We start from the raw sequence: 15,405 nt of genomic DNA on the forward strand, positions 1-15,405 counted from the left end.
CACATCGACATTCGTTGTCCAATTCGTGTTGCCGCTTGCTAGATTGAAGAGCGTCGTCGCATTCGTCGAGAACCAGACGCCGGTGAGCTGACCATAGGTATTGCTCGCATATCCTTGAACAGCATACGATGAGTTCGTTATCCATGCCATGGGAGCTGGATTCGTAACCCCGACGAACACCGTCGGCGGAACATAGACCACGTTCGTTACGGGTGAATACCACGATTCATTCCCGTTCACATCACGCACGGTCACCGAATAATAGTAGATACCCGGAACAGAGAGGGTATCGACAATGTTCGTCGTCGCTGCGCTGGTGATATTTGACACCATGTCACCGAGCGTCCAGTTCGTATACGCGCTGTTCGTCGATCGGAGCACACGATAGGAAGCGAAATCGGCATCCGCATTCGACGACCAGTTCAATGCCACCACAGGACTTGTATTGTTGGACGCGGCGAGCACAACACCCGCGGGCATGGCCCAGTCGCCGCCGGAACCGATAGCTGACAGCGCCCATGGGGCCGCATCCGCGCCGATGATCTTCGGTGCAATATTCGACCAGGCGCGTACACCGAGATAATTGTTCGAAGCGGCAAGTACGCCGCTCACTGACCACAGCGCTATCGATCCGATATTCGTTATGTTATTGCATATCACGATATTCGATCCGCCGTTATTCGTCACACCGACCGGCACATCCGCTATCACGTTCGACGCAATGGTATTACTTTCGCTATTGTCGAGCCGCACGCCGCAGGCAGTATTATTCGTGATGATATTGCCGATAAAGTAATTACTGTAGGACGCCGTTGCAATGGTCACGGCCTCCCATTCCCCGTAGACGATATTCCCGCGGAACATGTTGCTCCACGACGCGTTCACGCCGATACCGGTGTTCCCGTTGGAGTACGTCAGGTTCCCTGTCGCAGAATTCCCTGAGCTGAAATTATAGTAAATGCCCATCCAACTGGTGTTCGCTATGTCATTGCTCTCTATCGTCTGAAAGCTTCCATCGCTCACACCTACGCCGACCGTCCCTCCACTCATCCTGTTGCCGCGCACTGAATTATACTTCGAGGGAGCTTCAGCGATGGACACGCCATAATCATTATTGATGAGATCATTCGATACAACGAGGTTATTCGACGAGTTTTCGATGAATATACCGCAGCTGACATTGCTTATCAGCGTATTGCTCGCGACCGTATTGCCGAACGCCCCGTTGGTCAGCGCAACGCCGTTCATAAGGTTCGTCGCGATGAAATTCCATACGATACGGTTGTTCGAGGAGGCGCCATCGCAGATGACACCGTTCCCGCCGTACGAGAATCTGTTATTCGATATGACGTTATCGTTCGCTACGGTCCCCTGACAGAGCACGCCGTAATTCAGGTTCGATACGAACGTATTCGCCGCGAACGTATTGCGCTTTCCGTTGAGGTTCTCGATCCCGTTGTTCATATCCCGTACAACATTGCTGATAAAATGACAATCCACAGCCGACCCGAGCCGCATCGCCCAGTTGCCCCCTGCCGTAATGGAATTCGAGCGCACTATCGTATTGCTCGCACCGCCGTCGAGATTGATCGCATGGCCGATATTCGCGATGAACACATTGTTCTCAATGAGCGAATCGCTCATGCTCATGCTCACTATGGCGACAGCCACATCATAGATGCGATTCCCTCTCACAAGGATGTTGGTTATACCGGCGTTCACATCAATAGCATACTGTGTCCCTGTACCGGTCACACGGTTGTTCACAAACCGCGAACCGTACGTGTTCGCGAGTACTTTTATGCCGGCAGTGAAATTCGTTATCATGACGCCTTCGATCGTTGTTCCCGGCGCATTGCTCAGGATGATCGCGCTCGCTGTGCTGCCGTTCGTTATCCTGACCGATGCATTGTCATTCGAAGCGATGTATGCCAGTGAAGTAACGACAAGCGACGTTTTGTTCGAAATTGTAAACCCGTCGTATTCTCCATTATATACGGCTATGGCATGCCCGTTCGCAGCCGCGTCAATGGCAGTTTGTATCGATGTGTACATAACCCCGGTATTGGTGTTCGATGCCGCAATGAACGTCGGCAACGCCATACCGTTCGTGGACGTACTGAACCATGTTTCATTGAGATACGGCACCGCGCCGTCATACGCCGTTACGAAATAATAGTTCGACGTTCCGACCGCTGCCATTGTATCGGTGAATGCGGTAGCGGTCGCGCCGGGGACATTGGTGAAATACGCGGTGAAATTCGTCCACGTGTCGTTGGACGTAGAACGGTAGATGCGATACCCCGCCGTATCGCCGCCGGTGTTGTTCCAGTAAAGCGCGATGCCGTTCGTCATATTCGTCGCCGCAGTAAATTGCGGCGTTACCGGCGGCATTGTGTCGGACTGCGTAATACCGATAATGCCGAGACGGTACGGTACGAAAACATTGCTCAACGTCTCCGGCAGGCCGTAGTTCGTCCGCACTACCTCGGCAAGGGATACAGCGCCGAACCAGTTCGACAAAATGCTGTTGCTCGCGGCGCACAAATTGCTTACGGCGTATCGCTGCCCATAGATGTTGTTGCGCTCGACAATGTTGTTCGACGCCCCCGACATGCAGAAACCGACATCATTCGAACTGATATCATTGACACGAATGAAATTTCCGAACGCGCCGCCGACAAGATAGACCCCGCTGTCATGGGTGATGCCGAATATGCGGTTCGACTCGATGCTGTTATAACTGCATCCGATACCGGTCAGATAGATCCCGCCGGTGCCGTTTGAAGCGATCACATTCAACAGCAGCGTGTTACTGCCCGTTTCATTCATATAGATGCCGAAGTTTTGATTGTTCCTTGCGTCGATACTCGCGACCAGATTTTCGTGCGATCCGACCCCCAGGTTGATCCCGTAATTTTGATTCTGACCAAAGACGGCATTCGAAAGAATACTGTTGAAACGGGAACCGGCACCGGTCAGGAATATTCCCGAACTGTCGTTCGAATATACGGTGCAGTTGACGACGGTATTGCTCTCCGCGTTGGTAATGCCTATGCCGGTGTTCCAGTTTGTTATGGCCAGATTTTCGATACGAATACCCGTCGCAGTTGCGGCCAAGCCGATGCCGGTCCCGGCTCCTGCGCCAGCGAGCGCGAAATACGGCGGCGTGCCGTTGGCGCCGATGATCGTGAGGTTCGTCTTTCCGTCAACCGTCACGCCCGTGCCTGCCGGGTTCACGAGAATGTCGATGACATCCTGCAATACAAATACCGTGTAGTTATTCGTCGCCGCGTTGACAGCCTCCTGCACGCTCGTGTAGAGAAGCCCCGTTGCGCTGTTGCTCGCCACATACGGGAGCGGCGCCACGCGGTTGTTGATAGCGATCGCCGCATCGTGGTCCGCATGCCCGGGGGTGTTGAGTATCCCGATCTGCGTATTATTGATCACCGCACCGCCGAAGTCATAGTAGATGCTGCCGAATGCATTGGTATAGAATGTGTTGCCTACAATGGCATGCCCTACTGTGTTGGCATTCTCCTCATACACCGCATATGCAGACGCATTGTTTGTTCCGGAGATGACATTATTTGAAATAACCAGGCCGATCTGTGCACCATATACATTGATGATCCCGTTCACGGGAACAGCGTTATTGGTAATAAATGAGTTTTTTATCGTAACGTTAGTCGTTTTTTCAAGATAGATACCGCCGCCGCGCGTACTGGCATTGTTGCCGTACAGTATCGCCTGGATGGTAATGTTAGAAATGCTTTTTACATAGATACCGCCGCCGTCCTGGGCCGACTGATTATTGATGACCAAACCGCTGATTGTATTGCTGACGCCTCCGTCCATGTATATACCGCCGCCGTAAAAGCCCGTCTGGTTGTTCGACACCGATCCGCTGACTGTGTTCGAACCGCCGAACTCAATCGAAATTCCGCCCCCGACCATGACAGAATAATTGTTGCCCACTATGCCGCTTATTATGGTGTCCTCGCTGAACCCGACATAGACACCGCCGCCGTTATTGCCGGCCGTGTTGCTGAAGATCGCAGCGCTTATCACATTGCTGGCGCTGAAATAGACATCCACTCCCCCGGCATATTCCGCCTGATTGCTGGCAACAATTCCGCTGACCGTATTGCTGACACTGCTGCTCAGCATGATGCCGCCGCCGGAATACGCGCTATTACAGACTAATGCAGCGCTTATAGTATTGTATCCGGAGTATTCCATGTCGATCCCGCCGCCGTCCAAGGATGCATTATTGGTGGCAATATATCCCGCGAATACATTGAAAAACCCATTGTTAGCATAAATGCCGCCGCCATATTTTGCAGAATTGTTACAGATAGTGCCGGAAATACTGTTGCTTGAACTATTCAGTAAGTATATTCCTCCCCCATTTGTCGAGTAGTTGTTAAGAATATAACTTTGAATACTGTTACTATGACCGCTGTTAAAATAAATACCGCCGCCGTTGGTCGCGAGGTTGCTGAAGATATTCCCTCGTATCTCACTGAACCGGATGTTGCTGCCATAGATGCCGCCGCCGCTCTCCGCTGCCGCGTTGTTGCTGCAGATCGTCGCAATGATCGTATTGCTGTCCGAGTTCACGACATACACGCCGTGCGCCCAGCGGTCGATGAACATATTCGTCACCGTCACACCGACGGAATTGATTATTGAAATACCGCTGCCGGCCGCGCTCCCCGGACCGCTCAATGCGACCATAGCGTTCGTCGGCATGAGCGTGAGATTCGTTTTTGCCGCGATCACAAGGGCGTTGGTCGTGTTCGTATAAATGAAAACCGTGTAGTTATTCGCAGCAGCGTCGATGGCGGACTGCACCGTCGTATATTCAAGCCCCGTGGCGCTGTTCGAAGCGACGGCATTCATCACACGCATCGCACCCGCCGACGCGCTCCACCAGCTCTCATTGAGATACGGCGCTGCGGCGTCATAGGCAGTGATAGAGTAGAAATTGCTTGTTCCAACTCCCACATTCGTGTCGGTAAAGCTCGTCACCCCCCCGAGATTCGTGTAATAGGCGTTGAAATTCGTCCACGCGTCGATAGTTGTTGAACGGTACACGCGATAGCCGACGGCACCCGAGGCGGACATATCATCCCATGACACGACGATGTTCGATGATGTCCCCGCCGCCGCAACACCTGTCGGGACGGTCGGCGATGCAGTATCCCCCTGTGTTACACCGATGACGCCGAGCCGGTAGGGCGCGTAATTGTTCGTATTGGTCGCGTCCGTTATGCCGCCCGCGATGCTGCCCGTATTGATGCCTCCCCACCAGTTGTTCGTCCAGTTGAGTGCATTGCCGTTGCTGAATATCGTGTTCGTCGCATTACCGACGATATTATTGAGCGATACGATATTCGTCTGCACTGCCATATGGCAGATGCCGACGGGATTCGCAGCGATATCATTACCGATGAATTCATTCCCGCCAGCCCCGGCGAGTGAATAGAACTGCAGCCCGAATCCGGTATTGTTCGATACGCCGTTATATCGGAACGAATTCGAAACGAAAGCACCCGAGAGATATGCCCCATTATAATTGCTCACCAGCGTATTGGCTGTCCAGCGCGCCCCGGTGCTATTCGCCGCATTGATGCCGCGTGAATGCCCCATGCATATATTGCTCGCCGCGACAAGATCGGTCAGCGCACCGCCTGCCGATATGCCGTACTCACCGTTCGCCGCGACACTGTTCCATGCGATCTCATTGGACATGCCGGCCGAAACCGCGCTCATCGATATCCCCGATGTGACCGCATCGATATCGTTCTTCACAACGGTGTTCGACAGTATACGCATGAACGATACTTCGTTACAGACAATACCCGCCGTGTAATTGTTCGTGATGATGTTACCCGCGACAAGCCCCGAATCCGAATACACGATCCGCATGCCGTTCGTTCCATTCCCCTCGACGAGATTGGCAACGATGCTGTTCGACATGCTGTTGCTCGCGTATATCCCGGAAAGCGCATTGCTCGCGACATGGTTCGACACGACCGTGTTCACCGAGCTCGAGCCGAGATAGATACCGAACCGTGCATTATTACTCACCGCGTTCGATACGATGCTGTTGCTCACCGCGCTCGGATAATTCCCGCCGATGCCGGAACCGCCGTTATCGTACACTGCGTTGTTCGCGATGACATTGTACATCGCACTGTTGCCGATGGTTATCGCCGCATAATTCGCGTTCACGCAGCCGCGCACCGTATTATACGCGATCGTGGCAGACGGGGTCGCCGGCAGCACCACACCGCGATTATAATTCCCGACGATATCGTTCGAAACGACCCTCGTATACGCTGCGGTCCCCGAGCTCAAGTTCACCCCGTCGATATTGGAGTATATCGTATTCTGGCGTATCTCATTGTAGATGCTGGTATTGGCTATCGCTATTCCGTTGGTGGACTCGCCTATCCTGTTCGAACAGATGAGATTGCTCGATGACGTACTGAGATAGATGCCGTGAAGATTGGTCACCGCCCATATATCGTTCGATAGTATGGTATTCCAATGATCTCCGCTCCAGAAATTGATGCCGGCAACTATATTCGATATGAACCGATTGGATGCGAACGTATTCGAACGGCTGTTTACCATATAGATGCCGTTGGTGTACTGAAGGATAGAAAAGCCTGCAATCGTACAGTTCGTCACCCGGTCCGCGTATATACCGACATTGCTCGCCCCCATGCCGTCAAGAACGGTTGCGCCGATATTGTTATTGGTGAGCCACGCAAACCCGATAAGCGACACCCCGGCCTTGAACGACATGCTTATCTCTTCGTTATAGGTACCGGGGAACACGGCGATGGTCTCGTTCGGCCCTGCCTCGTTCACCGCCGCCTGTATCGTCGTATAATTGCTGCCGGTGTTCGTATTGGATGCCGCGTACACGAGCGGGGCATACACGCCCATGACACCGGCCGTCGGCACATAGAAACTTTCGTTGCCGTTCGTATCGCGCGCTGCCAGATAATACCAGTATGTCCCGTACGCCGGCGGTGTATCGGTCATTGCGGTCGCGTTCGAGAATGGTATCGATGCAATAATGTCCGCATCGGCAAGGTTCGAGTACGCGTTCGTCGTCGCCCTGAAAAGCACCCAATTGCTGAAGTCCGAATTCGTATTGATCGGCTCCCACCAGACCACCACCTTCCCCGCGCCATTGTTCGATGCGCCTCCGTTCGTCGCCGTTCTCGGCGGTGTCCAGTCGCCGTAGAAATTCATGAATGAATTCACCCACGGGTCGGCATCTCCGGTGAAATTAATGACCGACGCATTCGATGCCGTCCGCGTCCCGTAGTAATTGCTCAATGCATTCGCAAAGCCCGCCGAATAGGCCATGTTCGTTCCGTTGCTCATTATATTATTGTGTTCGATACGGTTCGTAGCACCCGCCCAGCTGTTCGATACGCCCGTGCCGTTGAACGCGATGGTATTATAGGAAACCTTATTCGCTTTCCCGAATGAGAAGAACACCCCTTGATTCAGATTGCTCACGATGCGGTTGCTCAGTATCAGATTGCTTATCGATGTGCCGCCGAACAATATGCCGTAGCCCTGGTTCTTCCCGTCGATACTGCTGTTATCGACCGTATTATACGCGCCGCCGGAGAACTGCATCCCGCCGATCGCATTTGAACGTATGATATTGCCGCTGTATACCGCAAGGCTTACGGAAGCACTATCGATGCCGTAGAAGCCGTTGCTCTGAATAAGGTTCGATACTGCCGACAGCGCGCATATCGATGCGCCGTTTACATTCATGCCCCTTTGCGTATTATTGCGTATCACATTCGTCGCAATGAATACATTCGATGCCCCGAGATTCACCATTATCCCGTCGCGCCACTGCTCAATGCTGTTCGCCTGAACGATGATATTCGATGAGTTGGTGATCGTAATACCGGCGCCTGCGCTCGCGCCGTACACCGTATTGTTCGATAGAAAGGTCAGATTCACATTGGAAAGTATTATCCCGTCCCTGGCGTTCGCGATCGCGTTCAGTGATATGATGCTGTTCGAGCTTAACCACGACACGATGATGCCGTTCGTGTTCCATGACAGGCTGTTGCCGATGACGACGGTATTCGTCGAGCCGATGACCTGCACTGCGCTGACATTGCTTACGCAATTATTGTAGCGCACCGCGCAGCCATTGTTGCCGCTTTCGATAACGATCGCGCTGTTATTATTGCTGAAGGTGTTCGACGTAAATACCACATTCTCCCCACCCAACAGACGTGCCGCCATAAATCCATGATCATAGAAGACATTGAATTCCGCGGAGTTGGTCGATACGGCGGGTATATTATTGAAGTAGAGACCCGTAATGCTGTTCGAGTAGATTCGGTTCGAATAGTAGAGATCCGAGCACGTCCCGACCGATATGATGCCCATCCTGCTGTGATGATGAACGGTATTGAACGCTATCCTGTTGCCGACAGTGCCGCTGCCGTTCTGAAAGAGCCGTATGCCGCCGTTTATACCCATCGTGCCGTTGCGGTAAATGTCATTGGACAGAATATAATTCGACCTCGCATCCGAGATGACTATGCCGAAATTCGATAGATTGTCGAATATGATGTTCTCATATATAAAATTATTCGTCGTCAGCGTCGACGCGCCGCTGCTGAGCATAACGATGCCGTTCATGAGGTTGCTGCAGATGATGTTGGATAGTATGACATTGCAGTATGAATTGGTGACGTATATCCCGTTCGTCTGTCCGGCCCCGTATATCGTGTTCGACGCTATCCGTGTCCATCCATTGGACAGCATTGCCACGCCGATAAATCCGTTCGAACGGATATTGTTCGCATCGAACGTATTCGACAGCGCATTATAACTGAATATGCCGTTCGTAAGCGCCCCGATAATGCTGAACCCGGCGATTCGTATCGAGGCGGTGTTCGCCACGGTAAAAGCGTTCGGCGCCCCCGCGGCATCGATAACCGACGCATCCCTGTCCCCTGAAACGAGCCACGGTTCGGAAATGAGACTGATATTCGTCATGCCGATGATACTCACCGGACCGTTCGTACCCGCGAACACGACAATGGTCTGTCCGCTCGCTGCGGATGCGAGCGCCGTCTGTATGCTCGGGTACACGGCGAAGGTATTCGTATTCGATGCCGCGATGACTGTCGGCAGCGCCATGCCGTTCGTTGACGCGCTGAGCCATGATTCATTGAGATACGGCGCCGCGCCGTCATATGCCGTTACAAAATAGAAATTCGATGTCCCGACCGCCGCCGATGTATCGGTGAATGCGGTGACTGCTGCGCCGGGTATGTTCGTGAAACACGCCGTGAAATTCGTCCACGTATCATTGGACACCGAGCGGTAGATCCGATACCCAGCCGTATCGCCTCCGGTATTGTTCCAGTATAGTGCTATTCCGTTGGTCATATTCGTCGCAGCGGTGAATTGCGGCGTTGACGGTGATATCGTGTCGGCCTGTGTTACACCCACCATGCCGAGACGGTACGGCACAAAGCAGTTCGTATTCGTACCGATAATTTCCAATTGTATCGGACCGAGAGCAATGCCGCCCCACCAGTTCGTGAAGAAAGTATGATTGCTCATGGTAACGACATGCAGATTCGTCGCAGACCCGAAAATGTTATTGAGCGAGACCGCTGTATTGCTCGCGCCGCCGGCGATGCGCAGACCGACGCCGCTGTTGCTGATCGTATTAAGCATGACCACCGTATTCATGCCATTGCTCAGCACGACCGCATTCTTTTCCTCAAAGATATTGTTGGACGATATCGTATTCCATGCTGCGGCCGTATCGTTGAACAGAACGCCTGCCGCGATGTTCGAATCGATCATATTCTTAACGATGGCATTATTCGTTGCAGCAAGGAAATAAATACCGTATATTTGATTCTCCTCGATACTGTTGCCGGCTATCGTGTTCCAGGAAGCCCCCGTGGAGAGATATATCCCATAGTTCTGATTCGTCCCGTATATCCTGTTCGAGATCATCGCGTTCGATACCGTGCCCGCCGCATTGAAATTAATGCCGTAAGTATCGTTCGAATAGAACTCGTTGTACGCGACCGTATTATTCGATGCCCCGGAGAGATTCAATCCGCCGATCTGATTATTGCCCACGATATTGCTTACGATCATATTATCGTATGCATCCATATTGGCAAATATGCCGATATCCTGATTCGTGCCGAACACCGTATTGCATGCAACCGTGTTGTGCGCCGCCTGCGCGCTGTTGAAGCTGATCCCGTAATTCTCATTCGAATAGACCATATTGCTGAACACCGAATTGTTCGACGCGGCGCTGATCTGAACGCCGTTGAACTGATTATTACCGATGTCGTTCCATTGGACCATATTCCCATACGTACCGCCGCCAAGATAAACGCCGGTGCCCTGGTTCGTGCCGAAGACCGCGTTCGACACGGCCGTATTCGATGCGCCGGGCCCGTTGAAATATATGCCGCCGCTGTCATTCGAATATACCAGATTATTGGCAATGGTATTGTTGGTCACTGAGCCGAAATATATCCCGTACTGCTGATTATTGCCGATATCATTGCTCATTATCACATTATCACGCGCCCCGGTCGATACATATATCCCGTACTGCTGATTCACCCCGAAAATGCGGTTGGACACGACAGCATTGAGTCTCGCGGTGGGCATGTACGCATATACGCCGCGGCCCGCATTGGAATAGATGTCATTGCGCACGATCACATTATTGCTTGTCTGTGTCATGCTGATGCCGTACAACTGATGATCGCGAATGGTGTTGCCGAAGATCGTATTGTCATGCGCGCCGGTACTGAAATCGATACCGTCGGATTGAGCGCCGCCGAATATTTCATTCGATATGATGTTATTCCAGGCGGTCGACGGACTTGCCAGATTAATGCCGGCATTGCCGTTCGAACAGAGCGTATTGCCGAATATAAGCGAGTTAGAACCGGCGCCGTATATCCCGTTGAGCAGATTATTTTTCAATATATTTCCGATAATGGCCGTACCCAGTGCGGTACCGCTGAAGTTTATGCCGTAATTCTGATTCGTACCGAAAATGATATTTGACGCTATCGTATTCGAGACGCCCGTAAACGCGACCAGTCGTATACCCGCATTCGTGTTCGAGTATATCGTATTAAAAACGATGACATTGTTCGTCGCTGCACCGATATCGATGCCGAGCGTCTGATGCCAGCCGATGTCATTACTTATTATCGTATTGCCGACCGCGCCGCCGGTAAGATTCACCCCGATATTCTGCCCCACCCCCGTTATCCAATTCGATAGAACAGTGTTATAGGATGCCGCAGGCCCAGTGATGTACACCCCGTTAAATCTGCTCGAAACGATGGTGTTCGAGATGATCGTGTTATTCGAACAATTCATCCATATGCCGTTGGTGAAATTCGTTATCGCAAGGTGCGCTACGGTAATTCCCATGCTGTTGCTTATCATCACCCCGTTGCTGAGTTGATTCCCTGAAAGTATAACGCCGCCGGGCGTCCACGCAGCAAGCGCTATATTCGTCTTGTTCGTGACGGCAAGCGATTCGCTGTAGGTGCCGTTGGAAATGATGAACACCGTATCGCCGTTCGTTGCGGCATTGATACCCGCCTGTATCGTCGTAAAGCCGGCATAGAGCGCTCCGACAAAGTTACGATTGCTCACCGGCTGCGGCGCCGCCGTGAGAGCGATCCCGTTCGTCTCAAGACCGAACCATGTCTCATTGATGAACTGCCCCGCGTTCGTGTTCGTATCATATGCGGTCACGAAGTAGAAGTTCGTGAACGCCGAACTTGCGCTCATATCAGTATAGCAGAACGCCGTCGCTGCGGTCTCGATGTTCGTCAGATACGCCGTGAAATTCGTCCATGTATTCGTGAATGACCGGTACACGCGATACCCGCCGATGTCCGCACCGGTATTCGTCCACCAGAGCGCCACACCGCCGAGCACGTCTGCCGCATTCGTGATGACCGGCTCGTTCGGCGGATCGACATCCGCCTGCAACATCCCGATATACCCGAGCCGGTACGGGACGTAGCGGTTGGTCCCGATGCCGTTCATGTTCGATTCGACGCCCGGGAGCGATAATGCACCGAAGTAGTTCGAGGCAAGGAAGTTCGTATCAGCGAACGACACATAGACATGCGGCGACTGACCGATGAAATTATTGAACATGAAGCGATTGCTCGACGTGGTCGCGTTCACGAGCGCCACTCCGCCGATGACGTTCGACACGATCAGATTCCGCAGCACCGTCGAGTTCGATACCGCGTTCATATAGATGCCGTATTGCACGTTCGAGATCACGGTATTGCCTGTCACGGTATTGCTCGCGCATCCGCTTATGCGGACCCCGTACTGCGCGTTCTCGTGAATATCGTTCGCAGTTATCTCGTTGAACGACGGCCCGCTGACGATGTTCACGCCGTTGAGCTGATTCACGCCGAAAATGTCGTTCGAGACGATGTTGTTCAAGACCGACGCGGATGACAGATATATTCCGCTGTTCGCATTCGAACGGATGATGTTCCTCTCCACGGTGTTGTTGGTAGTGCTGGTGAGATACACCCCGTAGCTCTGGTTCTCGTGGATATGATTGCTTATGATCGTGTTCTCATGCGCGCCGCCCGCGAGATAAACGCCATAAAGCTGATTCAGGCCGTACATGTCATTGGATGCTATCACGTTCGATCCGAATCCCGTCGCCGGTCCGGTAACGACGATACCGCCGCCGGTGTTCGAATAGATGGTATTCCCAAGGATGCTGTTGTTCGATACCGCATAATCGCCGAAGCCGAAACCCGTTCCATTGTTGCAGACGGTATTACCGATGAACCTGTTATAACTGAAGGCGGCGTAGACGGCGACACCGGTCGTCAACCCCGGGCCGATGCGGTTCGCTATGACCGTATTGGACGTGGTTTTCCCGAAAACGAGGAAACCGTTATTCTGATCGTGTATCGAATTGTTGCTGATGATGTTATTCGTATTGTCATCGAAGTAAATGCCGGCCGATGTGTTCCGTGCGACCTCATTGCTGCAGAACGTATTGTCATGCGACCCGAACCGGAAGGACATGCCGTACTGCGGATTGTCCACGATGGAATTCGATGCGACCAGGTTCGACACCGAATTGACGGACCCGAACGCGATGCCTGCGGAACCGTTCGTCCTCACGATGTTCTCAGCGATCACATTGTTCGATGCCTGCGCGATCATGATCCCGTAGAACTTGTTGTTCTCTACGATATTGCTCATCACGACGTTCCTGAACGCCCCGCTGTTCAGATCGATGCCGAAATATTGATTGCTTCCATAAACATGGTTGGAGATCACCGTATTCGATACAGCGCCAAACTCGAGATAAATACCGTAGCCATTGCCGCCCTGGTCGTTCGAACAGGACTCGTTCCCGAACAGTATATTGTTCGTCGCGTTCATGATATCGATGCCCTGAAAGTGATTGGCCACATAATTACTGACGATGGTATTTCCCGACGATGCGTTGCGTATCCAGATCCCTATGCCGGCATTGGTACCACAGACCATGTTCGAAACGATAGTGTTCCCCGAAGACGCCGTTATGTCGATGCCGCCGGAATTGTTCGAGCGTATGTTGTTGTACGCAACGGTCGAATTCGAGCTGTCGCTGCATTGTATCCCCGTCACGGCACTATCGGCAATGGAATTGCTCGCTATCGTATTCCACTTCGCGCCGCCCTGCACGGTAAGGCCGTACGCGTTCGATCCGCCGATGATGTTCGATGCGACCCTGTTGTACTGCGCCGCTAAACCGTCGATGTATACCCCGTTGAACCTGTTCGACAGGATCGTGTTCGACACGATCGTATTGCTTGAGCAGTTAATCCATATCCCGTTCGTGCAATTCGTGATCGTCATATGCGCGACCACTATGCCGCTGCTGTTGCTTATCGTTACGCCGTTGGACAGCGGGCCGCCGGAAAGCGTTGCACTGATGCCGCTCCAGGCATCGATGGCGATGTTCGTCTTATAGAGCACCGCAAGCGACTCATAATAGGCGCCGTTGGGCATGATAAAGACCGTATCCCCGTTCGTCGCTGAATTGATGCCACCCTGTATCGTACCGAAACCGGCGTAAAGCGCACCGACGGAATTGCGGTTGCTGACAAAGATCATCTGAGGAATGACGATATTCCCGTACGCAATGGACGCATCATGCTTGAAATGCCCCGGCGTATTCAGCTGGCCTATCTGATTATTGGAAATTATCTCAAGCGTTCCGTCTATGTAGATATACGACAGCGTATTCGTCGCGAACGTATTGTTCACGATGATGTGATTCGACACCGGATTGATCGACGACTCGTAAATGCCGTATCCGGCACCCGCCCCCATGAAAAGGCAGTTCGAAATGGTGACCGGCTGCGGATTCCCCGTTATATCATCGATATAGACGGCGCAATCGATAGTGGTCCCGAAATTGTTCGAGAACATCGCGCTCATAAAATACGTGTTCGCATTGCCGACTGCATCTATCCCGCCGTAAAAGTCGGCTCTGTTGTTCATTACCCTATTCGAGATAACAGTGTTACTGTTGCCGTTAAGATATATGGCGCCGCCGGCAGCGACAGCTTCATTGCTGATCATAAGCGCGCCTATCGAATTCCCGCTGCCATTGTTCATACTTATGCCGCCGCCGTCACCGGCGAAAGCATAATTACTCGCCACAACACCGTTGACAATATTCGACACGCACGATTCTATTTCGATGCCGCCGGCGTAGAACGCAATATTATTCCCCACAACCGCATCAACTGTCATGTTCGTCATGCCGACAAGGTAGGCACCGCCGCCCGGACCGCTGCCCGATTCATTCCTGAGAACGGTGCCGCGCAATCGATCCCATCGCCCCGCTTCCGCATATACACCGCCGCCAGATACCGAAACCGCATTGCTGCTTATATCGCAGTGTATCGTGTTCGACAGCCCCCCGAACATATATACACCGCCGCCCGCTGAAGCATTATTATTGCTTACCGAACAATTCGATATTATAGAAGAAACCGTATTGCTGATAAAAATACCGCCCCCGGGTTCACCTATGCTGCCGCCGACAATGACGAAACCGTCGAAAAGCAGATTCGTCAGATTCAAGACTGAAACAACCCGCGCTGCGCCCGCCCCGCCGCCGTCAAGCACGGTATATCCGGTACGGCTGCTGAATGCCGCATCATATCCGCCGCGTATCTGCAGATCGTTCTTGTTGCTCAGGGAAATGCCGTTGACATACGCAGCATCGTTGAGCCCGGCATTGCGTACCAGATTCGTAACAACAACGCGTATCTCATCCCCGGGCGC

General features: G+C 52.6%; 1 protein-coding gene. It reads right to left on the bottom strand.

Annotation, left to right across the window (positions count from 1 at the left end; translation table 11 throughout):
* Positions 1-15,405, bottom strand: a 15,405-nt coding sequence (locus AABZ39_12925) for a right-handed parallel beta-helix repeat-containing protein (GenBank protein ID MEK6795676.1), incomplete at both ends; no start/stop codon positions are given.

This window comes from Spirochaetota bacterium, assembly GCA_038043445.1.
Classification (GTDB): Bacteria; Spirochaetota; Brachyspiria; order Brachyspirales; family JACRPF01; genus JBBTBY01.